Origin of the sequence: Vibrio sp. T3Y01 (assembly GCF_013114525.1) — a bacterium.
GTDB lineage: Bacteria > Pseudomonadota > Gammaproteobacteria > Enterobacterales > Vibrionaceae > Vibrio > Vibrio chagasii_B.
This window is the reverse complement of the sequence record NZ_VTXJ01000008.1, coordinates 166787-190890: the sequence shown is the minus strand read 5'-3', so window position 1 is coordinate 190890 and position 24104 is coordinate 166787. Positions and strand designations below refer to the sequence as shown.

23 protein-coding genes are annotated in these 24104 nt (G+C 42.2%); 10 read left to right on the top strand and 13 right to left on the bottom strand.

The window, feature by feature from the left end:
• The first annotated feature begins 40 nt into the window (after positions 1-40).
• Complete coding sequence (locus F0232_RS11360) at positions 41-3472, top strand: hypothetical protein (protein WP_171750787.1); 3432 nt, start codon at positions 41-43, stop codon at positions 3470-3472.
• Positions 3473-3625: 153 nt separating this feature from the next.
• Here F0232_RS11360 and accD read toward each other — a convergent pair whose 3' ends face one another.
• The gene (gene accD / locus F0232_RS11355) at positions 3626-4489 is read right to left on the bottom strand and encodes an acetyl-CoA carboxylase, carboxyltransferase subunit beta (RefSeq protein ID WP_061031561.1); all 864 of its coding nucleotides are present in this window, start codon (positions 4487-4489) and stop codon (positions 3626-3628) included.
• 116 nt (positions 4490-4605) lie between these two features.
• Between accD and F0232_RS11350 the strand changes: the two genes are divergently transcribed.
• Together F0232_RS11350 and rcnR are read left to right on the top strand one after the other, a co-directional pair.
• Positions 4606-5496 (top strand): LysR family transcriptional regulator, encoded by an 891-nt coding sequence (locus F0232_RS11350; protein WP_105056966.1) that lies wholly within the window; start codon positions 4606-4608, stop codon positions 5494-5496.
• A 133-nt stretch (positions 5497-5629) separates the two neighbouring features.
• Complete coding sequence (gene rcnR / locus F0232_RS11345; RefSeq protein WP_008223718.1) at positions 5630-5905, top strand: Ni(II)/Co(II)-binding transcriptional repressor RcnR; 276 nt, start codon at positions 5630-5632, stop codon at positions 5903-5905.
• A gap of 8 nt (positions 5906-5913) precedes the next feature.
• Here rcnR and F0232_RS11340 read toward each other — a convergent pair whose 3' ends face one another.
• Together F0232_RS11340 and F0232_RS11335 are read right to left on the bottom strand one after the other, a co-directional pair.
• Positions 5914-6090, bottom strand: coding sequence for a DUF1289 domain-containing protein (locus F0232_RS11340; RefSeq protein WP_063524636.1), 177 nt, complete (start codon positions 6088-6090; stop codon positions 5914-5916).
• Position 6091: 1 nt separating this feature from the next.
• Positions 6092-6529 (bottom strand): hypothetical protein, encoded by a 438-nt coding sequence (locus tag F0232_RS11335; RefSeq protein ID WP_061031558.1) that lies wholly within the window; start codon positions 6527-6529, stop codon positions 6092-6094.
• Between the two features lie 385 nt (positions 6530-6914).
• Between F0232_RS11335 and F0232_RS11330 the strand changes: the two genes are divergently transcribed.
• Positions 6915-7841, top strand: a complete 927-nt coding sequence (locus F0232_RS11330; RefSeq protein WP_061031901.1) for a hypothetical protein — start codon at positions 6915-6917, stop codon at positions 7839-7841.
• Positions 7842-7870: 29 nt separating this feature from the next.
• Here F0232_RS11330 and F0232_RS11325 read toward each other — a convergent pair whose 3' ends face one another.
• From F0232_RS11325 to F0232_RS11295, 7 genes are all read right to left on the bottom strand, one after another.
• Positions 7871-8593, bottom strand: coding sequence for a metallophosphoesterase (locus F0232_RS11325; protein WP_105056967.1), 723 nt, complete (start codon positions 8591-8593; stop codon positions 7871-7873).
• 321 nt (positions 8594-8914) lie between these two features.
• Positions 8915-10399, bottom strand: a complete 1485-nt coding sequence (locus tag F0232_RS11320; RefSeq protein ID WP_105056968.1) for a hypothetical protein — start codon at positions 10397-10399, stop codon at positions 8915-8917.
• Between the two features lie 1192 nt (positions 10400-11591).
• Entirely contained in the window at positions 11592-13127 is a 1536-nt protein-coding gene (locus F0232_RS11315) for a cyclic diguanylate phosphodiesterase (protein ID WP_105056969.1), read from the bottom strand.
• Positions 13128-13489: 362 nt separating this feature from the next.
• Positions 13490-14056, bottom strand: a complete 567-nt coding sequence (locus tag F0232_RS11310) for a hypothetical protein (protein WP_105056970.1) — start codon at positions 14054-14056, stop codon at positions 13490-13492.
• Positions 14057-14366: 310 nt separating this feature from the next.
• On the bottom strand, positions 14367-14861 hold the full coding sequence (locus F0232_RS11305; protein WP_061031553.1) for a YcxB family protein: 495 nt from the start codon (positions 14859-14861) through the stop codon (positions 14367-14369).
• A 290-nt stretch (positions 14862-15151) separates the two neighbouring features.
• Entirely contained in the window at positions 15152-16249 is a 1098-nt protein-coding gene (locus tag F0232_RS11300) for a nickel/cobalt transporter (RefSeq protein WP_105056971.1), read from the bottom strand.
• Between the two features lie 105 nt (positions 16250-16354).
• Positions 16355-16966, bottom strand: coding sequence for a DUF1007 family protein (locus tag F0232_RS11295; protein WP_105056972.1), 612 nt, complete (start codon positions 16964-16966; stop codon positions 16355-16357).
• A 355-nt stretch (positions 16967-17321) separates the two neighbouring features.
• On the opposite strand from F0232_RS11295, the gene F0232_RS11290 reads away from it, so the two are divergent.
• Positions 17322-18614 (top strand): sphingomyelin phosphodiesterase, encoded by a 1293-nt coding sequence (locus F0232_RS11290; protein ID WP_171750786.1) that lies wholly within the window; start codon positions 17322-17324, stop codon positions 18612-18614.
• Positions 18615-18653: 39 nt separating this feature from the next.
• On the opposite strand, the gene F0232_RS11285 is transcribed toward F0232_RS11290, so the two are convergent.
• Positions 18654-19151: a heme-binding protein gene (locus F0232_RS11285; RefSeq protein ID WP_105056973.1), complete on the bottom strand. Its 498-nt coding sequence runs from the start codon at positions 19149-19151 to the stop codon at positions 18654-18656.
• 233 nt (positions 19152-19384) lie between these two features.
• Here F0232_RS11285 and F0232_RS11280 point away from each other — a divergent pair, with 233 nt between their 5' ends.
• Together F0232_RS11280 and F0232_RS11275 are read left to right on the top strand one after the other, a co-directional pair.
• Positions 19385-20059 carry a response regulator transcription factor gene (locus F0232_RS11280; RefSeq protein ID WP_105056974.1) on the top strand — a complete coding sequence of 225 codons (675 nt, stop codon included), beginning with the start codon at positions 19385-19387 and terminating at the stop codon, positions 20057-20059.
• The gene (locus tag F0232_RS11275) at positions 20043-21452 is read left to right on the top strand and encodes a HAMP domain-containing sensor histidine kinase (RefSeq protein WP_105056975.1); all 1410 of its coding nucleotides are present in this window, start codon (positions 20043-20045) and stop codon (positions 21450-21452) included. The genes F0232_RS11280 and F0232_RS11275 overlap by 17 nt, the downstream gene beginning before the upstream one ends.
• Before the next feature lie 31 nt (positions 21453-21483).
• On the opposite strand, the gene F0232_RS11270 is transcribed toward F0232_RS11275, so the two are convergent.
• Entirely contained in the window at positions 21484-22308 is an 825-nt protein-coding gene (locus tag F0232_RS11270) for a DMT family transporter (protein ID WP_105056976.1), read from the bottom strand.
• Positions 22309-22547: 239 nt separating this feature from the next.
• Here F0232_RS11270 and F0232_RS11265 point away from each other — a divergent pair, with 239 nt between their 5' ends.
• Complete coding sequence (locus F0232_RS11265; protein WP_105056977.1) at positions 22548-22994, top strand: NifB/NifX family molybdenum-iron cluster-binding protein; 447 nt, start codon at positions 22548-22550, stop codon at positions 22992-22994.
• A complete protein-coding gene (gene nqrM / locus F0232_RS11260; protein WP_061031543.1) occupies positions 22991-23188 on the top strand; it encodes a (Na+)-NQR maturation NqrM in 198 nt (65 codons plus the stop codon). Before F0232_RS11265 ends, nqrM begins: the two co-directional genes overlap by 4 nt.
• A gap of 43 nt (positions 23189-23231) precedes the next feature.
• Here the strand turns inward: nqrM and F0232_RS11255 are convergent, their stop codons facing one another.
• On the bottom strand, positions 23232-23510 hold the full coding sequence (locus tag F0232_RS11255; RefSeq protein WP_055318616.1) for a DUF134 domain-containing protein: 279 nt from the start codon (positions 23508-23510) through the stop codon (positions 23232-23234).
• Between the two features lie 44 nt (positions 23511-23554).
• Here F0232_RS11255 and F0232_RS11250 point away from each other — a divergent pair, with 44 nt between their 5' ends.
• Entirely contained in the window at positions 23555-24022 is a 468-nt protein-coding gene (locus F0232_RS11250; RefSeq protein WP_061031542.1) for a PaaI family thioesterase, read from the top strand.
• Positions 24023-24104 lie beyond the last annotated feature (82 nt).

Genomic DNA, 24104 nt, shown 5'->3' with positions numbered 1-24104 from the left:
CATCAATATCCCAATTAAAGTATCAATAAGGAAATAGCTTGTGTTATTAAGTAGTTCACATAGAGATGTGGATATTAAAGAAATTGAAGTTATATGCTCAAATAGTGATAGCAACCTAGAAAAAATACAAAAAATGTCTCAAATTCTAGAAGTTGTTAACAAGGAGCTTGCTGAGTATAAATCTCTTTCTTTAAAGGATTACAAGGCTATCGATGATAAGTACTACGTAAGACACTATATAGTCAGCAAGATTAATGATTTAAATAGCTTGATTTTCATACAAAACTTGAAAGTAAGTGTGATGAACACGATTAGCTATCGATATAAAAGTGATGAAAAATCTAGAAACCTCGCTGTTAAATCAAGCATTGCGAGAACAATGATTTATATCGAAGATCTTATCGAGCGTCGTAATGATGGCTTGTTAGGGGAGTCATTGAACAGTGCGATCACAAGTTTAAAGTACGATGAGAACAGTTTGTATTTTAGGCTAGAAAGCGCTTTGATCTACACGTTTCTTAAAGCAGAAAAGTCGCAAGTACTGTTCGCTATTAGCAGCGCTGGCTTCAAAGAAGAGATAAAGCTCATTCCGGAATCGGGTGCTAAAATCTCAGAGAAAAAAGTAAACGGCATCGTACAAAGAGCGTTAAGCGGAAATATTCACGATAGTTTAGATGAATTTAATATAACTAAAGTGCTTAATGATGCTACGAGAGAAATAGAGATTTATCATGCTTTCTCTCAAGGTGATGATAAAGCTGCTTTCCGTTTAGCTCTGGCGAAAATGGCAGCAATATCTGATGAGATGAGCACTTCATTGGATTATTTGGACGAAACTTTCGACCAAATTTTATTAAAAAATAATATACCTAAGAAGGTACTGATCCGAGATGAGTCTAAGGATGGTCTAGAATTTCAGGTAATGGATACCATGGCGTTATTTTACAGTGACGCTATTAAGCTAGACGACATTATTGTTTATGAAAAACCCCAAGTAGTAGAACGATTTAATGATGTTATTCATTTAATTAGTGTACTTTCTGAAGTCATGGAACTGGAAGGGGATGAAAGTCAATCAACTCTCGCTATTGAAAAGATAGTAGGCAGAGAAAATTTCGACTCGGACAGTCAATATTATGCGCAGTTTGTCGATTATACAAACTCTGATATCGAGCAGGATTTGAACACTCTGATTCGTGACCAATCAATCTATCAAAGTGACTTGAATAGCAATGTCAGCATTATTTCATCCGCAGATATAATACTGCCTTTCTACAGTAAGAATGCGATTAAAAATATTCTTGATGACTATGTGGTTGGTAAAGCAGAGGGTATTGCTGAAGCGTATCGATTGGTAGAAGAGAAATTTCCGAACTGTGATGATTCAGTGAAGGCTTTCATTGCTCTGTTTGCTAATTTGTTTATGTCTGCTCCGACGACAGAGGCTATATCTTTAGCGATAAAACCAGCGGTGCTGATGCTGCAAACTCATCTAGGTATGAGCGGCAGAATTGTGCTCGCTAAAGATAGTAACCATCGCCACTTCTTAGTCAGCACATTTGCATTCCATCACCGAGTGACTTACCTAGGTGGGGCCGATAATGAGCTTGTTACTCAGTTGATTGAAGTGTTGCCTAAACCGGATGAGAACTGGAAAGATGTATCATACGAAGCGTTAAACGCTATCTTCTTTAAATTGAACATTCCAACAGGTTTTGACGACACTCAGGAGCAACCTAAACCTTTCTTACTGCGCAATCATAGATTTGATAACTTTATGTGGGACGCAGTACAAGAGACGACGCTCCTTAAATTTAACCTGATTGCTCAGTCGTTTAAAAAGGTTGGTACCAAAAAACAGTTCCAAGAGAATTATCTTTTGAAAGCTCTGGTTGCGAATGAATTTAAGTTATCTCTTAGCGACAAATTGGTCGAAATGAAGGAAGTTCTGTTTACTGAAAGCTCAATGGAGACCGCATTAAACAACAAGGTTCCGTTCTTACAAGTCGCGCAGAAGATGATAAATGATCCTGATTATGAGGTAGATATTCAAGATGTTGAATCGATTTTGCTTGATTCAATTGTACTTCTAGCAGACATCATTCCCATTTTTTCCCCGATCGCTAAGGCGTTGGATGTTAATCTCTCTGTTATTGTAAATGCTTGTGTAGTGAAAAATATCAGAGTGATTCGTTTATCTAAAACGGCCTTCATGAGAAGCGTTGTTAACGATATCTCTGACGAATTTATACGTCGTTCTAAATTTATATCGAGCGATGCCATCGGCGATCTAAAAAATAAGATAAGAGCGATTAAAAAGTACAAGTTCATGAAAGAAACCAGTGAACGTTTAGAAACCATCAAAACGATGGGCTTAAGTGGTGGTGGGGGCAGTTTTAAAGTGAATAGTGCTTACGGTGCCTCTTCTGGAAACGTTGTACTTGAGACGTTTGACTGGTGTTTCAATGGAAAAGGACCCGTTGGAAAAGTTGTATCGGACAATAAGATTCCATTGCCAGCTCAGCCTGAAGTTTTTCAATCTATCATCGATGAAAAGGTTTCTATAGTAAGGCAGGCGGATGAACCGATTTTGATTTCTGGTTGGCGTTCTCCACAAACTGGCCGCATTCATATTCTGGATGGACAGCACAGGTTTATTGCCGCGGCGAAGCTGGGGATTCCCGTTGAAGTAAAAATCAAAAAGTTCGGTACTGTACCAACCCAGGTAGACTGGAGTGGCACTAAGTTTAGCCAATCTACCCCTGCAAAGTACAAGATAAAAGGTGTTCAGAAGCCGATATTCAAAAAAACTGTCGTTCAAAAGGCCACTAGCACCAAGGGGAAAGTTGAGAACATTCACATTCACCCTGAGCTTAGAATTGGTTCGATTAGCCGACCTAATAAAAACTATTCTACTGGCGCGCAGCTGATGACGTTTTGTGAGAACCTGAAACGTAACAATGTCGCGGCATTGATCTCCCTTGATTCTGGCATGTCGGCAAGAGAGATCGTATCGCTAACTAAGCAGTTAGCAAGCCACAATATCGAGTATATCTCTAACAAGACGACGTACATCAAGGACTTCTTTTCAATCAAAGCCCTTACACAGCCTTCAAGTGAAGATATCGATGGTCTAGCGAATCGGGTTCTGAACTTATTGAGTACACGCGAAGGGAATGTGTTGGTCCACTGTGCGTTAGGTGATGGTCGCTCTGGTATGGTTAAGTCTGCAGTGATAATGAAACAAATGTTCAACGAGAGCCGTTTAGACCTAAGTAATGTGCTCGAGGGGACTAAGGCTTACGTCAAACCTTCCATCGAATCCGAACAAGCCGTTTTATCATATTTGGATGTGAAAAATAGTATTGATACGATTCGTAAAACTCATCCAAAAGCACTCGAGCGGTCTGATGATATAGAGGTTTTAAATCAATACCTTGAATATCTTCAAAATAAGAGTGCCACGGTATAATTGACCTTGTACTCGTGTCCGCAGTGATGCTGAGCTGTTAGGTTACACTGCCCCCTCTGAACAAGTAATCGAGTGGGGCAGTGGTTAAATCAATCGTGGAAAAATAATTAGGGCTTAGAGCTGCTCTACATTAAGCGCCTTCGCTCTTTCAGCTCACGCTTTTTGATGGGTGGTATTGGTCATCATGGCTATAAGTCTTGCCACTTTTTTACGCATGTCACGCCTATCTACAATCATGTCTAAAGCACCATGTTCGAGTAAGAATTCACTCTGTTGAAAACCGTCAGGTAGCTTTTCCCGCACCGTTTGTTCAATGACTCTTCGGCCCGCGAAACCGATTCTCGCTTTAGGCTCACCGATATTGATGTCACCCAGCATTGCTAAACTGGCTGAGACACCGCCAAAGGTTTGGTCTGTTAGTACCGAGATATAGGGCAGTTTAGCTTCAGACAATCGTTTGAGCGCAGCGCTGGTTTTCGCCATTTGCATCAATGCCATGAGTGATTCTTGCATGCGCGCGCCCCCGCACGCTGAAAAACATACCAGTGCGCAGTTTGATTCAATTGCTTTATTGACTGCATCGACAAATCGAGAGCCTACAACGGATCCCATTGACCCTGCCATAAAAGCAAATTCGAAAGCACATGCGACAACTGGCATTCCAAGTATCTCGCCCTTCATCACGACCAGTGCATCTTCCTCTCCTGTACTTTTTTGTGCAGAGGCCAGTCGCTCAGTATAGCGTTTGTTGTCTTTAAAGCTGAGTAGATCTTTTGGGTAGTGTTGATCCCCTAACTCCGTACGTTCGCTGTTATCGAGAAATGTTTCTAAACGAAGACGTGCTGTCATGCGCATGTGATGCCCACATTTTGGACACACCTGTAGGTTTTCCTTGAGTGCGATATGGTACAAGGTTTGAGTACAAGAAGGGCAGTTGATCCAGACACCTTCTGGGACTGACGCTTTACGATTACTTTTTAAGTTATTCTTATTCAATAGTTTTTCTAGCCAGCTCATGGATAACCTTTATTACCATTGTTCGAGTGATGAATATTGTATAAGCCTGATTTTGGTAATAAAGTGGCAATATTTGGCTTTATAATCCAATACTATGGGATTATCTGTGAGGAGATATGCTGGATAAAATTGATCAGCAATGGCTAAAGAGTTTTCATTGTGTTTATGAGAATAATAGCTTCAAAAGAGCGGCAGAGTTTCTGTGTTTACCGACTTCAAATGTTAGCCGACATATTGCGTTGTTAGAGCAACAACTAGACGTAAGACTGTTTGTGAGAAGCACGCGTCGTATTGCTCCAACGGAAGCTGGAGAGCATCTTTATCAGCGCACGCAGCCCTTGTTGGATAAACTCAACCAGGCGATAGAAGAGGTCACACAACACTCTCAAGAGGTGCAGGGGCAGTTAAACATCTTAATGCCTGACTCTGCCGAATTAGCTCAAGCTGTTATTTCCTTTTGCAACCAGTACCCATCCATATCACTGTGTTGCGATACCAGCATCAGTCCAAAAGAGGACCTGATCGACGGCTTTGACGTTATTGTCAGTTTTCATCGAGGAAAGTTAGAAGACAACAGCTGGATCGCCAAAGAAATCCAACGTTGGCCGAGTGCAGTCGTTGCTTCACCTAAACTTCTTCAAACCTGCTCAAAACCGTTTCAGATTACAGATCTAAAACACGTGCCCTGTATCAGTAGCTTTACCGCATTGAACGGAACGCCTTGGGTATTTATAGACGATCATGGTGAATGGGTAACACAGCGAGTCAAATCATCATTTAAGGTCAACAGTGGTCAGCTTGCTAAAGCTGGAGCATTGGCCGGTTTAGGCTTTGCGATACTACCAGCTGAGTTTTGTCGTGAAGAGGTTGAAGCTGGTGAATTAGAAATCGTGGAGCTCGAATATCAGCCCGCAGACTTAGTTCTGTATGCGTTTTATGCCTCAAGAAAACATATTGCGAAGAGGGTTCCTGCTTTTATCGAGCACTTGCAGCACCATGCAAAATAAATCAGTAGGTCATTTAAACACCCCCTTGTCTAGGGGGCGTAATAACGGGTACTGAAAAGCTACCCCCCAGTATCGCTAAAGTGCTACATTACAAGTTAACCGCTTGTTTTTAATTACCTTGAGTACCTACGTTATGTCACATACAGCCAAAGATCAGAAAAAACTAAAGGCCCGAGTTAGTAAAATACAAGGTCAGGTCAATGGTTTAAAAAAGATGCTCGATAACGACGAGCAACAGTGCCAAGACGTACTGCAGCAAATTGCAGCGATTCGTGGAGCAGTGAATGGCTTGATGAGAGAGGTCATTAAAGGTCATCTTCTAGAGCATGTGGTACTAGAAGATGACAAAGTGCAGCGTGAAGAAGATATGGAAGTGGTACTGAAAGTATTGGATTCATACATCAAATAGAGCTTGGTTTAGCGGTTCATTTGTGCCTTTCTTTTTACTAGCTCTTTCTTGAGAACATTAACAGCGTAAGGCTTCATTGATTTCCAAGCCTTACACTCTTCTCGTGTTCTACCACAGCCTAAACACCACCCTTTACTGTGTGAAAAATCGCACATATCAATACAAGGGCTTTTCTGTTTTTTCATATTAGAGCCTATCTAGTACTTTCTCTACACTGGCTTCAAGTGAGCGCAGCCGGTTGAATTCCTCGAACAAGCGCTGTTCTAGGTTTTTGAAATTTAGGGGTAAGGTTCTTTGGCAAATCCCGTAGCTGCTGTCTTGGGTTTTGTAGCCTTTCCAACTTTCAATGCGATCTTTTTCTAGTGCTTTAAACTGGCGTATAAATTCTGCTTGGGAAGGACAGTCTTCTTCCGCATGCATGCAAACAGGAAAGGCCTTTTGCTTAATTTGGGGCCCTTCGATAAAGGTCTCAAAGTGGATACCGCCCTGTTTTTGGTTGAACCAAGTCTCTTTATATAACTGAAGGTACTCTCCACGGTTATAGATCTCCCAACCATCCTCGAACCAGTTTGCTTTTCTCAGCATCTTCTCTAGGTTGCGGAAAACACCTTTAACATCTTTCATATGGAAACTCTTAAGTCTTGGTTTGTGAGATAGTGTATGAAAAAACTATACTCCCCCTGAGTATAAAGCACTACCCCCTAGTATATGTGGTTATTACACATCATCGTGCCTTAGAGCCTATTTCAGTGTGTCAGAATAAAGGGGGCTGGTTTGAAAGGGCACTAGTTAAACCTTATCTAACAGTATTACCCCATGTGATTCTTGCACCTGATATGTGGGTCATTTACGCGGAAACACTGACAAGTTGATGTTTAGCTAGGGGGCATTTCAGTTATGTAGGCCGCATAAAACAAGGGAGGCGAGATTAATCGGTTCTATCCTCGTTAATTTTCAGGAAAATAGCTGCCCGATGATTAATGTCGGTAGTGAACACGAGGTTTCAGGTATGGCAAAGAAAATTATATTTATCCACGGTCGGGGGCAAAAGCCTGACAGGGAGTCGCTTCAATCATTGTGGTACGATGCTATCGAACATGGATTACAGCGTGACTGTAAAGGTTCTGATTCACTCCAAGCTTTCCAGAATATCGAGAAGCGTTTCGTGTATTTTGGCGACTTATCAAACACATTATTGAACAAGCCAACTGAAGAGCCGCTTGTCCGACAACAGGCTTTGATCGATCTCAAAGGGTACACCTCCCATCAGTTTAATAAGAAAACGTATGGTGAAGTTTCGAAGGCAGGGTTCCTGCAAGAGGCGCTCGCGGATACTTTTTCTTCTGTGCTTAGTCGTTTGAAAATGGCAGAGCCACTTATAGCATTAGTTGCTCCCGATATGAGTCATTATTGGTATGAAGACTCTTACTTTGGTAGCGACGTAAGGTATCGATTAATGGTGGAGCTGAGAGAGGCGCTAGATAACCAAGATGAGGTGATGATCGTCGCACATAGCCTTGGCACAATGATCAGTTATGACGTGTTATGGAAACTCTCCCATTACAGTGAGTACCGAAACGCTTACGGCGCTAAAAAGAAGATCGATCTTCTGGTTACGTTAGGTTCACCATTAGGCGATGAGAGTGTAAAAGAGCGCTTGAAAGGGAGCCGTTTAGAGGGCATGAAAAAGTACCCTTTAAATATTCATAGGTGGGTGAACTTGTCGGCTGAAGATGACTTTATCTCTCACGACAGCAAAATCAAAAATGACTTTCAAGAGATGCTCAAACTGGATTTGATTGCTGGTGGAATGAAAGACATTTATCCAATTTACAATCTCAATGTGTGTGACGGGCAAAGTAACCCGCACGCTTCTATTGGTTATCTTATAAACCCCCAATTCATCTCCGTGTTAGATGAATGGCTTGCCAGTTAGCGGTAGCGCGCAAGTTCAAATACGAATATTCAAAGGTAGATAGCCAGATAATCAAATGAGTATTGCGATGTGGAGATCTTGCTTAATCCAATCTTATCACTGCGATTGTACTCCTCAATCGAGTGGTCGAACCCATAAGCTGTAGAAGGCGCCATATATTGAGTAATGCCGTGCTGTGTCGTTGTTATTTGATCATGCCCATGTCCACAAATCACCTCTCGTACTCCATATTTCTGAAGCACCTTCATTATGGAAAAATCGTTCTCGAGACGTATTGCTTGCATCCAATCGGCACCGACAGGGATGATAGGGTGGTGAACAATAATGATAGGGTTACTGGCTTTTCTCAGCTGTTTCTTTAACTGGGCCAGGCCTCGATTATCGATACGCCCTGAACCGAGCGGGTGAACGCTGTCTTTGGGTTTGAAACTCGAATCGAGGAACACAAACTCTCGCCCACAAACGTTGGCTCTGTCGGTCACGCAGATCGTCGAACCTTTAAGTTCTGCACGCATTAAGCGAGAGTCATCATGGTTGCCTGCAATCGCATAAATAGATTTGTTGGTAAGGTGTCGAACGAACGTTTCTAAGTGAGTATAGTCACCGGGTTTGGGGTTACAGCAAATGTCACCTGTCAGGAAAATAGCTTCGCATTCTTGATCGTTATTGACGTATTCAAGCGCTCGACGTAGGTTTTCATAACTGGATTCATCGGAGAGGTGGCAGTCACTGATTTGGTAAATGGTGTTCATTATTGGCGTCCGGTTATTTCAATTCTTGAGTGAGATAATCAAGCAGGGCTTTTACCTTAGGTGCTTACCTTTTATGGCTTAGCCAGAGCGTGTTTCGCTTTATGGATCTAAATGCCCAATCATACAAGATACTAATTAGCTTACCATTTTCTACAAATTGTTCAGCTATGTTATCTGGTAACTCTTTGCTCCTAAGCTCCTGAATCACCATGCGCCCGTGAGTTTTGATTAGTACAAAAATGCCTGCTGTATGAGCAGGCATTGTGTGAGGTAGGTTTAATAGAATGACTCCCACAAACTAGTGAAGGAAAGCATTCAACCCTAGTGGATTAAAGAAGCGAATCCCGTTGGAGAGATAAAACCATCATTTGTTCTTTGGTCAACCGTCTTTAAAATTGGGTTGATGTAAAACTCTACGATTTCGTCACTATTGATTCGATTCATGTACAACATGACCGTTTGATCAGATTGTACGACAGCGCCATCGATAGCGGTTAATTTATCAACGTCTGGTGCGTAAAAGTCTTTGTTAAGCTCTATGCCAGTATCAAAGTCATAGAATGTTTGAGTCTCAGTATCGAATGCCGATACTTTGACTGTTACCCCTTCCTTAACCCAAGATTCATTGTAATCGACGCAAAACAGGGTATGTTGCGAGGCTCTCAATGCATCGAATGAAGAGTAGGGGCGACTTTTGTCTATCAGCGCACTTTCTCCAACGTAGTCGTAGCTATTCTCATTGAGCTTATTTACTACGCATCCAATATTCATGTCATAACCATTAATTTGTGGGCTGCGCTTACTTGTATTAACGGTATTCCCTTCAGAGCCAGTAATGTCGTATTGGCTTTGCGTCGAGGCTAGCTTGTCTCCTACTGGCGTAACAAATGAAAAGTAGTTTGGCTGTGTACGGTCGATCCCTGCTAGTTTGCCATCAACCACTCTCAAGGAATCATAACGTGAATTCGTATCGTGATAGTCTAGTTCCTGATATTCATCTGAAGATTTGATATAGGCATAGTGATTATAATTCACAGCATGATCTTCTGGTGGATCTTGGTAGTCGACGAGAATGTTACCTTGTGCGTCTATCTGTATGTCTCGTTCATCGGCATACGCACGACTTTTTAACGTTTTGAAGACAAAGGCATTATCTTTTAGCACTGCTTTGTAGATTCCTCTTGTGTGCCAATGCTCGTCATCTGTAATGTCAAAGCTATATAGCGTCTCATTCGGTGCTAAGTCACCTTGTTTCTGTTGGCTAAGAAATGGGCTCTCGTTTTGTAACTCAGCATCAAATTCTGACACCTTACCGTCTATCACGATGGGATAAAGCTGACCACTTTCTTTGTCCATGATGACAGGGTAATTGCCATGATATGTTTTACCTTTCCAAGCGACCGTTGAGTTGTCCATATTAAACATGGTGTACTTTTGGTTGATATCGAATACACGTGTAACCGTTGGCATAACCGCTTCGTCACACTGTTCGCATGGCTGGAACGCAACTTCGAATATGCGCTCGTCACCTTGTAAATTTTTGTACGCCATCGTATTTAATGCCGTATTGCTTGCGGGCTCAATGTCAAAATTGGAAGGCTTAATTGTCTGAAAGTTGGTTTGGGGAATATTCAGTGATTTGAGGGCCGGAAGCTTAACAAGCGGTGCTGGATCAATTGAGCCATTACCGTTTGAACCTCCGCCATTCGAGCCTCCACTGCTTGAGCCGCCGCCACACCCGGTAAGGGCCATTGTTAGCATTGCTGCGATTGAAATAGTGTATTTCTTAATGTTCTTGTTTTGCATGAGCTGACTTGTGTTCTTGATTGTGGGATTGATACTTCTCTCTAGCTTAACCGCCACTTTATTTTTTATCTGAAACCAACATTGGAATCAGGTGTTTTGTTGTGTGCGGTCAATGATTCTCAGCGGAATCATTGTGTATTCACATATTGGGATGAATACGAGTAAGTTAGGACGCTTTGTTTAAATGCCTTTGTAGGCTTGTTAAAGAGTTGCGCGATTATAGTTATTTTTATTGTGTTGCCAGCTGTGCAAACTAATATTTTATAAATGATTGGTTGAATGACTATTTCTAAGTAACTAGCGGCATATATTCGGTGTATAGCTATAGCATGATTTAATTATTCTGATGTATTTAGTCAGCCAGTTGTCGCTTATTATTTTTTTTGACGCAACAGATGGTCGTACTTTTAATAAGCTCTAAAAAATCTAGCGGCATGTTCAAATGACTATATTAGATACTGGGAATATAATCTGGAATTTAGCGCTATAAATGCCATGGTACATATTGAAAGTGTGGTAATTAAATAACCTACATGCTTATAGGGTGGATATACAGTGGGTAGGGAACAGATCATGATTCTTAAATTCTGCTATTTACGTAAAATTAGCAGGAATACCATAATTACAATTTGTCGTTTTATTTTTTTCGCAAGTTGTATGTGTTAGTGCAATAGACTTAGTTAGTTAAGTGAGTCCTTAAATACTAAAGAATATTCCCATTACCTAATGGATCTAGTGAAGCCGCTGCGTAAGATGTTGTGCTGAGTAGTAGAAATAATATGGTCCACTTTAACATGATAGGTCCTCATTTTTTGGTTCGGTGCATAGGGTATTAGATAGCTTAATGGTGTGTAAAGCATTAATAGATAAGAGTTTTTATTGATAAATTCGTCGAGTTAGCTCGGTGTAAGTACGTGCGAAGACATGAAAACGGCCTAAGGCTTTAATAAAAAAAAGCCACCCCGAAGGGTGGCAAATACAAACGAGAAGAATCATTACAAATGAAAAGCCCTTATTTCATAGTAAAGATATTCTACAAGGTTATGCAGACGGTTGAATATGAACATTATGTTGTAGATGTTGCAAATTTGTAATTGGCAAAGTGTGATATTTGAACAGGAAATGCCCGATATATGCACATTTTGTTTGATCTAGCGCTGATATTTCCGCCGCTAGTATCTCGTCCTTTTGCCTATTCAGCTCTTTGTTCTGGGTTCATTTCATTATTCAAAAACTCTTCAAGTGGAATCGGTTTAGCGAACAAGAAGCCCTGTAGGTAGCTGACGCTTCGCTCTCTTAAATAATCTGCTTGTTGCTCTGTTTCAACGCCTTCAGCGATAACATCTAGAGATAAGTCGTGCGACAAGGTGATCATGTTTTGAAGTAGGTGGCCTGTTATTGTGTCAACGCCAATGTCTCGGACAAAGGTTTGGTCAATCTTTAGGTAGTCGAGGTCTACTTTTTGTAAGTTAACCAAAGAGGAGTGACCCGTACCAAAGTCATCTATTGCTATCTTGCATCCGAGCGCTTTGATTTTCCCGAAAATATCATCGGTTAAACCGCAGTAGTTTAGCGCTTCTCTTTCTGTGAGTTCTAGAACTAGAGTAATGTCGTCACAGTCAATAATATCGATAAATTCCTGACACGCCTCCAGTAATGTGCCTTTCGAACAGTGCTGGGGTGAAATGTTTATACCCACATGGAAACCATTGGGTAGCTTGTCTATGAAAGGCTTAATTTGCATAGCAGTAAGCCGCATCAATTGATGTGTCATCGGTACAATAAGACCAGAGGTTTCAGCCTTAGGAATGAAAAGATCTGGCCTCACGATGCCTTGCACGGGGTGTTTCCACCTTAATAGGATCTCAATGCCTTGTATTGTACGAGTTTTACTATCCACAATCGGCTGAGCGTACGGGACAAACTCTTTTCTTTCCATTGCTCGCTCGATTTCGAGGTATAGATTAGAGGGACGCCTTGATAGCCATATAAGATAAAGGGCAAACAGAGTTTGCAGCAGTATGATGGCTACAATGTATTGTTTATCCTTGGCCCAGAATGCCGTCAGCATATTAGGGTAAGCAAACCCTGCATGTGCGCTATAAGGAAACTGTTTTGATGACACTTGATGCCAAGAGATGAGTTTTTCTACTGGGTTTGTCTTTACGGTCAACTCTTTACTATCAAGCCACTTATCACCGACCGCAATAAATGACCGTAACTTGCTGCCTGAAGTGAGCGACTCTCTTAGGTAAAGGCTATCAATCCCACTTAATGCCGCGTGATCATCCAACGTTGACCTCACCACGATAAGAGGGTGAGAAGTATCAACATTACTTCCATTAAGCAGCAGTAATTGTCCTGAAGTGTATGCGGTAGGATCATATTTGTAATTGCCTTCACCCCAAATAGAGGTGCAGAAGATAACATTGTCTTTCGCTAGATTGGCACTTCGTACGTAAGGTATGGTTGCTACCAGATGTCTAAGGGCTAGGGCTTCATCTTCACAGGCATTAGAGTTTAGCAATAGCTTTAAAGCACTCGTGTTGGTCTCCTTACCAAACTCAAGAATCTCATCTACTTCTTGAACAATATTCATTGCTTTCTGGTTGGCTTGCTCATCCAGTGAACGCCCAAAATTGAGATACAAAAAAGTGAGAGCCAATACACAAGGGATAAAAGAAAGAAATACTAGCGTTGTTGGGCTAGTTTTTTTGTTTGCAAACATAGAAGGCCTAGTTAATTGAGTCTTTTTTGTTTTAAGAGAAGAGCATTTAACGAGATTGGGGTGCCCAAGTGCTTCGTTAGGAATACATAAACATCAGTATAAAGCATAATTTTAATCTTTCACTTAAGATTCGCTGCTGATTCCACGTCGTCCATTCTCATTTTTGAGAAATAATTGTTCAACACGAAGCATATAGTGAGTGAAAAATACATATTACCTATTTTATCTGCAAAGACATGTGGTGTACGTTAGTAACTCTTCATAGAATAATCAGCATTAGGTTAGATTATTTCCCTTACGGAAAATATTAACTATACAGTTTCGATATATCACTATTAATATTAAGGTTATTTGGCGGCCGTCTATAGAGGTGAATCCTCAATGGTAAATGCCCACTTGATACACTTTGGTGTGCAAACAAACCCCAAAGTGTATTTTTTTATCATGAATATATAAACGTTTTGTGTTAAATTTTTATTATTTATAGCCGTTATTTCAATCAGTTCTGCCTGTTGAGCTAAGATCTGCTCTTTAGTCTTTTGCAATAAAACGTCGCTTAGTTTTGTATCAAATACATTCACTATTTCATCATAACTAAGTTGCTTCCCCTCGATAGAGATAAAGTAAGCTTTATTTCCAACTTCGTTGATCTCATCGACGCCGTTTTGAGCCAAAAGGCTCATGGCTCCGTTATGGGTACCAGCAATCTTCCATATGAAGCCTTCTGGCGCTGTAAGTATTTGACCGTAGGTCGTACATTTTACATCGGACAGCTCAGAAATTAGGCCAGGCATTCCGATGACCATATCATCGGGACCATCTTTACAGGGTATCTGAAACTCTGGATTAACTAGATCGACCAATTGAGCGGCGTGTAATAGTGCTGTGAGTCCCATCAAGGCAATGCTTAATATCATCTGCTTAAACATTTCAACTTCTCTTAATTGTTTTGTTTAAATTGGGCGTGCCCAAGGCCAAGTATTAATCAAAAATTGATTATTTCAAGTGTGGTGCACTTGATGCAATTGTGCAAAAAGCAGGGGAAAGTTTGAGTTCAATTCAATAGGTATAAGCGGTGCTGAATCATCTAGATGAACTCACGCTAAAAACAGGCAGTAGAGCTGTACATGGGGTTTTTAAGAATTAGAACATTGGGTTAAGCTGAGTGCGGTAGGAATCTGTTTTGTAAGGCTAGAAAATATTAAGACCTCAACTCTGAGAGGTCTTAATACACTTATGTTAGTTAGCTTTTGATGCTTTATGTTGCTCAACCATGAAAGTAATCGCGTCATCACTTAGGCACGATTTGCTCACGTATTGGCGTTGCTTCCCAATATGAATGATAAAGCCAAGGTCAGTCTCCTCAAGCTCGTCGATCTGGTTCCACTTAATCGTGTTGGTGGTCTTATAGTTTTTGTAACTCACGCCATCTAAATCACCTTTAAATACCACTTTGCTGCCAGCGCCAGAGCTGATTCTTTGTCGCCACAACCACCAGGTTCGTTTACAATATACGCTGAACGCTTCAATAACACTCAATACAATGAAGAACCAACCAACGTAGCCGCTCGGTAATAGTTCAAACTCAAGTAGAACCCAACCAAAAAGAAGAAACAAAAACGCCTTCAAATACGCTTTTGGGAATTGAGTCGGGACGCTCGTTTGATCATAACACTCAGCGAAGAAAGCTTTGTCGAGGGTGTACTCTGTGGTGAAACCGGGTTCTTTAGACATGTATGGCTACTTTAAGGTTCTCTGTAAATGGATTTTCGGTGGGCAGGTGTCCCACGCTGCAATTTCGCAACTTGATTATTGTATCGCTTCTTATGGCTTATCTTTAGCTATTTTGGTTATCTTTTGTAAATCGATGATACTAGATAACGGTATTCGTACTATTAGCTATGCAACGTTTGAATAAAATTAAAAGGTGTTTATGTCAGCGAAGTAAAAAGACCTATGGCTAAGAGGTCTTTAGTCTGGGGAAGTGTTATGTAGTTTCTAGCAGTGTTAGAGCGCCCCTACAGTTACATAGTAAACACCGGCGACATACCGCTGTCTTGTCCACTCATTAGCAACAAGCCAATTAAGACAAGTAAAACACCACCAAACAGTTGCAAGTAATGACCTGCAGCTTTCAATGACGCACTGTTATTCTTGTTACCTGCAGCCAAATAGCGTTTTACCAAGTTTTTGCCTGTTAGTGTCATGATTGCAATCGTCGAGGTCGTGAACGCGGTACCTATCGCCATGGCAAAGGCACTGACAACCCCCATCCAATATAAGCCAACCATGTTTGCGAAAAGCAGAACCATAATCGCACCTGTACATGGCCTTACGCCAATCGTAACGATGATTCCTGCATATTCACGAAGTGTTGAAGCTTTGTTTATAGCGTCTGCATCGGCAACATGCTGGTGGCCGCATCCACAATCCGTATGAGAATGATCTGTGTGAGCGTGTTCTGCAGTTTGTAATGCGTTAGATGGCTTCAACATCATTGAACCAGCAGGTACTGATGAGCGAAGCGCCATTGGTGATTGGACTGAAATTGGCGAAGACGTATCGGCAGCTAAGGTGGTGATCGCTTTCACTTTCAATTTTGGTGTACGCATTGTGGTGTAGATGTTTTTAAGAGCCTTCCAACAGATCAATGCACCCACTACCGCGACTAACGCGAAACTCAACGAGACAAACATATTGGCTTTGTCATTCACCATTCGCATAGAAGCGCTAAAGCCCCATAGCAACACGCTTACTAATAATATTGCGACTAATGCTTGTAAAAATGCAGAAACAACCGTTAGCACTAAACTGGCTTTTGCTTTTGTTGGGTGAGTAGCTAAGTATGTTGAGACGATGACTTTTCCGTGTCCTGGTCCAAGTGAGTGAAGCATGCCGTAGATAAAGCTGAACCCGATAAGGTAGCTACCTGCGCCCCAAGGGTTAGACTTCGCATCATAGAGGAGGTCGGCAAGCTCTGAATTAACTTCTCTTTGCCATTGAATGCTGGATATCACCAATGATGGCCACATCACCCACAGTTGGTATGCACCGACGGCAACGAGTGTGAAGGCAAGGACACCTATAAGGTAGTACTTAGTTTGAATTTGATTTTTCTGCATTAAATGCACCTTTATCAGAAATCTTTTTCTCGATGATTAGAGAGACTGAACGAGCACAGACGCTTAATTGTCGAAACGCCTAATCGTAAAAATAAAACGCCTTGGTTAAGAACCAGGAACCGCTGCGCAATGAAGCTCGACCGACTGAGTGAATAGCTGACCTAATGTGTTGTCTGGGTCGGCATCGGCAGGTAAAGACATCGCATAACTCATTTGCTCAGGCGTTGGGTTCGGCTCGATAATTTCTAACTTACATTGCCTTGCGAGCTCTGGAGATAACGTCACGTCTTCATTGGCGATCCACGACATATCGACAAAATAGCTCGGGTCGAAAATTAACATGCGAAGCGAATCGCGGGTGACCGGTTTTGGCTTTGAAAGTGGTAGGTCGAACGTTAGAACCATTTTGGCTTTATCACGTTCGAACTTAGCGTGTTCAGCAACCTGATATTTAATTGGCTCCTCACCATCGTAGAAATAGGTGAAGTAGTGCTCGTACATCATGTTTTCGATTACTGAGGCCGCAAGGTTCTTGAACGTCTCTTCCTCTTTTTCTGGAGAAACGTCTTCGCCATCCAGCATGTACATAGAGGTCATGGCGTCAAAAGACCACTCCATTGAGAATCCGGTGATCATGCCATTCTCGCCCTCTATATGAGTTTTCATTTCGATCCAAGAGTGGGGGTGTGCATGCAGGTTCGGAGCAAAAGTCAGCATCGCTAACCAAAGAGGTAAATGCTTAACAGAGCGTAATCTCGTTGGGAAACGACATAAATATCGTGAGGAGAGGCACCTGAGCACCTTGATTAGACTAAATAGCGGTTTCATGGGACATAATAGTTAATTGATGTAATGTTATACTATAACAACTGGTAGTGCTGTTCACATCAAATTTGTGTAAATCATCAATTCACTTGTAATAATGTACAGCAAGTGTCGATCATTATTTTTTATGAGCCTCCCATACTCAAAGTCATCAAATTACTCAGTGTTGAGTTATCTCTATTTTGTATTCGCTATGAAACTGAGCTCTAATAATTTTTGGAGTGCGACATACAAAAGAGTGCCTGAAGTGAAGACCACCAAATTGATAAGTGCGACATTATTATGTTTGTTGTTTTTCTGTAGCGTTATCAAAGCAGAGACGAACATACGTATTTTGAATAATACCCATGAGGATCTTAGCCTATTTATATCCGGAGATGAGCAAGTTATCACCTCAACCGGCGTCAACCATATCAGGCCTTATAGCTATGCTGAGGTTGCTAACCTGAGTCGATATGGTGGTATAAAAATAGGCAAAGACTACTACTTTTTTATATTTTTAGGCTACGAATATCTCACTCCAGTCGTTAGGCTAAAAGGAACAGCGTGGGGGTCAGATATGTCTTTTACCCTTGTCGATCCTGAAACCACACATATCGGTGACTTATACAGTGATCGAGCAATTCACGGGAACAATAAAGGGGGGTACCGATACTATTATAAGGCTGATTACACCGGTGGTTATGATGATATAACGTTTGTTATAAGTGAAGAGCCAACGGCTCCATTATCTGATGCGAATAGCATCAATATACTGACTTACAACGTATGGCTGCTCCCTTATATTGGAGAGCATATGAATGATAGAGATATACGAATTGCTGAAGCGGTCAAGAATCATGACGTGGTTTTTATGCAGGAGGTGTTCAGGCGAGAAAATGAACTACGTTTAAATGCGGACATGCAGCGCCATTTTCAGTATGTCAGTCATAAACTCGATGGTGGTGGCAGTAATACCTACGATGGCGGTGTTATTACTTACAGTAAATATCCCATTGTTGAACAGGCGCAACATGTCTTTGATAACTGTCGGGGAACCGATTGTGCGGCGGATAAAGGTGTGCTCTATACCAAGATAATAAAAGACAGTCGCCCATATCATCTGTTTAACCTGCATCTTGGCTCTTGGAATTCCCGCGAACATCGAAATATACGAATGCTGCAGGTCGGTGAAATACTCGCCTTTGTGGAACGGTTAGGTTTACCGGAGGACGAGCCTGTTATCTTCGGTGGTGATTTCAATATCGCCAAGCACAAGTTTCCGCTCGATTTCACTCAAATGCTAAGAGTATTGGATTTGCAAGAGCCTTCTTTAAAGGGGGCATTGACCTATAGTTACGATCCGCTTGTGAATCAAAACCTATCCGATAGTGATCAATCAGCCCAAGAACGGCTGGATTATCTGCTGTATTCAAATAATGGCAGCGTGGTGGCGAGTTCCAGCAAAATTGAAGTGTTCCGCAGTTTTGACGATGACATGTGGGGTGTGTGGGATTTATCTGACCACCTTGCGGTAAGTGCACGTTTTGAAGTGCCCTGAAATGATAGGGCACTGTTCATATGGGCAATCATTATGTTTTTAGAAGAATTTCTTAATCGCTTTTTCAGCACATGCGACATCTAAGTGACCACCAGGAGCACCGCCCACACCAATCGCCCCAATCATTGCTTTGTTGAGTTGTACCGGAACACCACCCGCGAGAAATAACAGGTTGTCATCCATATTCTGTAAAGGTTGCATGATCGGCTTATCGGCGATGAGCTTCATCAAGTTACCTGAAGGCTGCTTCATGCTTGCCACTGTGAACGCTTTTTTGCGCGAGCTATCAAGGGTGTGAATACCTGCACCATCAGAACGCAGTTGAGCAATCACATTACCCGACAAATCAACAACAGTTGCAGAAACCTTGTAGCCATCTTCCTTGCATTGATTTACTGCTTCATGAGCAAGCTTGAATGCCGCTTCTGATGAGATTTGAGTGAAAGATACTGTTTGCATTTCTGCTGCCATTGCATTGTGAGAAAGGCTAAGGAAACCAAGGGTTGCTGCTAGTACTGTTAGTTTTGTCGTTTTCATGTTTACTCCGTTAAAGCATCTGTTTTCAAAAATATCCGTTTTAAAGTTCCGAATACTATTTTTGGCTTGTTTAGAAAGGGTGTTTTTATTCAACAGGTTCATACTAACGAACACATGATTACGAGGAGCTTTCTCGAATATAAGCAACATTACAAAGTTGCAATGTTGCTTATATTCGAGAAAGGATATTGATAGAGTGTGTTTAGAGCACGCTAACTGATAAATGAAAGTAAATGAAAATACTATTGATTGAGGACGACATTCATATCGCGAAGTTTTTGGTGAATGGTTTTCATCAAGAAGGGATAACGGTGACCCACTCAACGGATGGTGTTGATGGATTACACGAGGCCGTGACTGAAGGATACGACGTGATTATTCTCGATATCATGTTACCTAAGAAAGACGGATTTGCAGTGCTTGCCGAGCTGCGAGGGCAGGGCTACGCGACGCCCGTCATCATATTAAGTGCTAAACATTCAGTAGAAGAGCGTGTTCAAGGGCTGCAATCCGGTGCTGATGATTATTTGGTGAAGCCTTTTGCATTCCCTGAGCTGCTCGCTCGTTGCCAAACATTGGTGCGTAGAGGCAAGCAACCGACACCTCTACCATTAGAACTGCATTATGGTCCGCTTAGCTTAGACCTTCTCAAGCACACGCTACAAAGAGGTCAACAAACGATCACCATTAATCAGCGTGAGTTTATGTTGATGAAGTTACTGCTGGAAAACTCAGAGTCCGTCATGTCTAAAACGGCGATTCTTGAGCATGTTTGGGGGCATCAGTTTGATCCGCAAACTAACGTGGTGGATGTGCTCGTGTGTCGACTACGCAGTAAAGTCGACAAGGGGTTTTCTAAGCCATTGATTCACACACTTCGAGGTGTTGGTTATGTCCTCAAGTCGTAGTATTGAACAGGCGCTTGCCAAAACGCAGAGACATTTATTGGTTCGCTTTATGTCGACCTTGCTACTCTGCTTGCTGCTGGTGGAAGTGATCGTTGGGGCCATTTTCTTTTTCGACCTTTACCAAACTGAGAAGAAGATCCTTACATCTATGTCGACTGAGTATCAACGTATTCTGACTTACGATTCTAATGAGCGTTTGATTCACGTTTTAGAGGCTAACCCTCATCGGTTACTTGAGAACAACATTGCTGCTTATCAGGTTGAGAAGGGCGTTTCATCTGAGGGAACGTTCATTGCGGGAAATCAACATCTATCAACAACACAACCTTATTCCAGCTACCAAATTGATGACAACCGCTCGTGGCTAGAGAGCTTCATACTTAGCCCTTATATGTCTTTGGCAATTGAAGGAGAGCAATATGACTTCTGGTTGGTTTTGGACAACCGTTCGAGAGACTATATCGCTTACAATCAATGGCTAATGACCTTGTATGCCTTGCTTGCACTTGTGGCGGTTACTGCGGTGTTTACTCGTAGAATCATACACAGTGCGATGTCGCCCCTGATTACTTTTGGTGACCTGCTCGATAAGCTTAAAAAGGGGCAGTTAGAACTTCCCAGCACTAGTACTAGAACTCAGAAAGAAACCAAATCTCAGCCACAGCAAGGTCTCAACGTCATCAGTTCCAGTGTTCACACTGCAGTTGCAAAGCTCCAGCATGTCACGACAACATTGAATACCACTGTAGATGCGATTGCCCATGATATTCGAACTCCTTTGTCTCGTATTACTTTGGCGTCTCAAAGCGCATTACTGAGCAACGCCGATGAGCAAGTAATGAAAGATGCATTGGCAGATTGTTCTGAACACGCGATGCAGGCAAGTAACATGCTAACTGCTTTGATGAAGCTGAACGATGAACTGACCGGCAAGCGCACACCACAGAAGGTGTCGACACAGGTAGCGGATGTGGTTGGTAATGTTGTGAGTTGGTATGAAGATGTGGCAGAAGATAAACAAATCGAGCTAATGCTTAAAGGTGACCTTGAGGCTGTTGTTCAGTCAGACCCTGACAAGTTGACTCAGGTGTTGGTTAATCTTGTTGATAACGCGATTAAGTACACCGAGCCTGAAGGAAGAGTGACGGTCAAAGTTGAGCAAACTACAGAGGGCAAGGTGGCGATAAGCGTTCAAGATACCGGTGTTGGGATAGAGCAGAAATATCTGGATCTGATTTTTGAAAGGCTTTATCGAGTCGACAGTAGCCGAAGTAACGTTGAGGGGTATGGTATCGGGTTATCTTTGGCGCTTGCTATGGTCGAGAACCTCGAAGGCACGTTGAACGTGAAATCTGAGTTAGGAGTGGGGAGCACCTTCACGCTTACGCTTTGATAATCGGGATTGCAGGTTATCGTTTTATTGGCTATGAAGGACGGCGGCCTTTGTAAGTAACGAGTAGGTTACCGATCAGCATCACCACACCACCAATGATTAGCGCGAAGGTCAGTGGTTCGTCATAAAGCACAATTCCGACTATTGCGATAACAGGGAGCCTGAAAAAGTCGAGTATCATCACCAGAGTCACTTCTGCGTTCTTCATGGCTTTGGTCAAACAATAATGAGCGGAGAGTGCAGATAGGGCGACTAGCAAGAACCAAGCTGATTCAAGTGTTGAAGGCGTTTTCCATACTTGCCAAGACAGAATCAAGCCGATAGGTAGTTGGATTAAACACATGTAAAACAGGATGGTCAGCGGAGCCTCTGTGCTGGCTAAAGATTTGGTCGACGTATGCGCAACCGCGTAACAAAACGCTGCACACAACACGACAATAGCTCCGGCATTCATGACATCTTGAGTCGGTTGAACAATGATGACAACGCCGAGTAACCCTAATGCGATGGCCATCATCTTCTTAAGTGTTAGGCTTTCACCCAGAAAGAGGCTCGCCAATAGAGCTGTCCAAAGTGGGACGGTGAATTCAAGCGCAAACACTTCCGAAAGGGGAAGTAATCCAATTCCAACAAACCAGCCAAACTGCCCTCCAAAGTGAAAGACATTACGCAGGCTATGTAAGCGGAGTCGCTGTGTTGAAAACAGTCCCTTTTGCTTGGCCGCGATGATCAGAAATGACACGACACATAATCCAATGACACTTCGTACTAACAACACTTGATAAGTACTGATGTTACCGCTGAGCTCTCTTGCTCCGATGGCCATCAAACTGAATGACATCAGAGTGCCTATCATCCAAAGAATCGTTGATGAGATAGTGATTTCCTTATCGTGCGTGTCAGGTGCCCATAATGAATGATTGTGCAGACTTTAACCGCTGCATTCAATTGAAACCTATTGTTTAATCGGATTTTGCATACTTGCTATTAAGATCGCTACAAACGGTAAATCTAATTTTTCACACGATAATTATTGGCATATGCTAATAACTGGGCGTATTCTGAGCTCCTGACCATCAATAACAGGAAGTTACCATGTTATACGCAGTACCTTGCCGCGACCTTCATGTCGGCAACCATTTTGCTCGTTCTCCTCAGATAGCTATTGTCGATGAGCGACAACAAATCAAGCATCTTATCCCTTTGGTTGAGTCTGATAGCTCGTGCAATAAGAAGAAACGATGGATGTCTGTTGTTAAATCTTACGATGTGCAGGCTGTGGTGGTTCGACACATTGGGAGGAAGATGTTGGCGCACTTGTTTAACAACGATATTCGTGTTTTTTCGTCTAAAGGAAAGGCGGAAGTGGCGACTTTGGACTTCAGCAGTCTGCAAGAAGTGACTGATATTGATTATGGTCGAGAGTCACGAAATAGCGGGTGCAGCAAGAATACGTGCGGCGAGAAAGGGCACAAGAAAGAAACGTCGATTCTCACGCCCCAGTTGAACCGGTTCAGTGTTATTCGAGGTGTCCGAAAATGACATTTTTACTCACACTGGTGGCCTTTGTTGGAGTGGTTGTGTTAATGGCAATTGGCGTGATTTTTTCACGTAAGCCAATCAAAGGCAGTTGTGGAGGACTCGCGCAGTTAGACATTGAGCGCGAGTGCAATTGCAAGGATGTGTGCGAAGGGCAAAGCCGAAAGCTGTATCAGATTACTGAGCCATCACATTAATGTTCTTTGAGAGCCTGTCGACAAGCAAAGTTAAAGCTTCGGACTATGAGCCTTGAATCACTAATGCATGGCCGTTGACGATGCACTTTGCGACTTTGGTTCGTGCTCGTTTAATGATGTTGCCGAACGTTTGGCGAGACACCTGCATCTGCTCTGCGGCTTCAAGTTGGCTTAGACCTTCTTGATCCGCTAAGCGCAAGGCTTCCAACTCTTCTAATAGCAGCTCTTCTTTCTGAAGCTCGTCCATAGGAACACCATTAGGTTTGAAACAAGAGTAAGCCGCACGGGTACATAACTGGCGATGTTTTTTTGGTCGAGCCATATCAATCTCTAAGAATCTAAGGGTAAAAAGGAATAAGGGAAAGTATGAAGGTTTTCATTCCTCACAATCATCGCCGTTGCCAAGTGTGCAGCCAAGGTTTTTTCGCAGACAGCCCCATTTGTTTTGAAGCCGTTGGTGCGCATGAAGCTTTAACCAAGCAGGAAGTTCTAGTTAAATATGAAGCTAAACCCAAGTATGAAACTTTAATAAAATATGAAGCTTTTGCCAAGATTGTACCAACAGATAAAGTTGAGGGCTACGATGGCATCATGCAGGGCGGTATTGTCACCACATTACACGATAGCGCGATGCTGCATTGCTTGTTCCAAAACAGCATCAATGCGATGACAGTGAGTTTAACGTCTCGCTTTCATCACCCAATCTTCATTGGTCAAGAGTTAGAAGTTCGCGCACATTGGGTCAAAAGCAGGCGCAACATTCACTTCTTAGAAAGTAAAATCACTCAGAATGGGAAGCTGTGTTCATCGGCACAAAGTCAGTTTATGTCTTAGGTTTACAGCCCAATGTTTTGCAGAATAATTAGGGTTCTCTATAGTTAAAGTAACAACTATTAAAGCTAGGGCAGCATTGAAT

Excerpts from the sequence above, each read along its gene's own strand:
- F0232_RS11335 (WP_061031558.1), bottom strand. The coding sequence starts at position 6,529 with ATGAAAGATGTTAAAGGTGTTTTCCGCAACCTAGAGAAGATGCTGAGA.
- F0232_RS11285 (WP_105056973.1), bottom strand. The coding sequence starts at position 19,151 with ATGAAAACGACAAAACTAACAGTACTAGCAGCAACCCTTGGTTTCCTT.
- F0232_RS11325 (WP_105056967.1), bottom strand. The coding sequence starts at position 8,593 with ATGAACACCATTTACCAAATCAGTGACTGCCACCTCTCCGATGAATCC.
- F0232_RS11300 (WP_105056971.1), bottom strand. The coding sequence starts at position 16,249 with ATGCAGAAAAATCAAATTCAAACTAAGTACTACCTTATAGGTGTCCTT.
- F0232_RS11280 (WP_105056974.1), top strand. The coding sequence starts at position 19,385 with ATGAAAATACTATTGATTGAGGACGACATTCATATCGCGAAGTTTTTG.
- F0232_RS11330 (WP_061031901.1), top strand. The coding sequence starts at position 6,915 with ATGGCAAAGAAAATTATATTTATCCACGGTCGGGGGCAAAAGCCTGAC.
- rcnR (WP_008223718.1), top strand. The coding sequence starts at position 5,630 with ATGTCACATACAGCCAAAGATCAGAAAAAACTAAAGGCCCGAGTTAGT.
- F0232_RS11305 (WP_061031553.1), bottom strand. The coding sequence starts at position 14,861 with ATGTCTAAAGAACCCGGTTTCACCACAGAGTACACCCTCGACAAAGCT.
- F0232_RS11255 (WP_055318616.1), bottom strand. The coding sequence starts at position 23,510 with ATGGCTCGACCAAAAAAACATCGCCAGTTATGTACCCGTGCGGCTTAC.
- F0232_RS11320 (WP_105056968.1), bottom strand. The coding sequence starts at position 10,399 with ATGCAAAACAAGAACATTAAGAAATACACTATTTCAATCGCAGCAATG.
- F0232_RS11340 (WP_063524636.1), bottom strand. The coding sequence starts at position 6,090 with ATGAAAAAACAGAAAAGCCCTTGTATTGATATGTGCGATTTTTCACAC.
- F0232_RS11350 (WP_105056966.1), top strand. The coding sequence starts at position 4,606 with ATGCTGGATAAAATTGATCAGCAATGGCTAAAGAGTTTTCATTGTGTT.
- F0232_RS11265 (WP_105056977.1), top strand. The coding sequence starts at position 22,548 with ATGTTATACGCAGTACCTTGCCGCGACCTTCATGTCGGCAACCATTTT.
- F0232_RS11250 (WP_061031542.1), top strand. The coding sequence starts at position 23,555 with ATGAAGGTTTTCATTCCTCACAATCATCGCCGTTGCCAAGTGTGCAGC.
- F0232_RS11315 (WP_105056969.1), bottom strand. The coding sequence starts at position 13,127 with ATGTTTGCAAACAAAAAAACTAGCCCAACAACGCTAGTATTTCTTTCT.
- F0232_RS11295 (WP_105056972.1), bottom strand. The coding sequence starts at position 16,966 with ATGCTGACTTTTGCTCCGAACCTGCATGCACACCCCCACTCTTGGATC.
- nqrM (WP_061031543.1), top strand. The coding sequence starts at position 22,991 with ATGACATTTTTACTCACACTGGTGGCCTTTGTTGGAGTGGTTGTGTTA.
- F0232_RS11275 (WP_105056975.1), top strand. The coding sequence starts at position 20,043 with ATGTCCTCAAGTCGTAGTATTGAACAGGCGCTTGCCAAAACGCAGAGA.
- accD (WP_061031561.1), bottom strand. The coding sequence starts at position 4,489 with ATGAGCTGGCTAGAAAAACTATTGAATAAGAATAACTTAAAAAGTAAT.
- F0232_RS11270 (WP_105056976.1), bottom strand. The coding sequence starts at position 22,308 with ATGATAGGCACTCTGATGTCATTCAGTTTGATGGCCATCGGAGCAAGA.
- F0232_RS11310 (WP_105056970.1), bottom strand. The coding sequence starts at position 14,056 with ATGTTTAAGCAGATGATATTAAGCATTGCCTTGATGGGACTCACAGCA.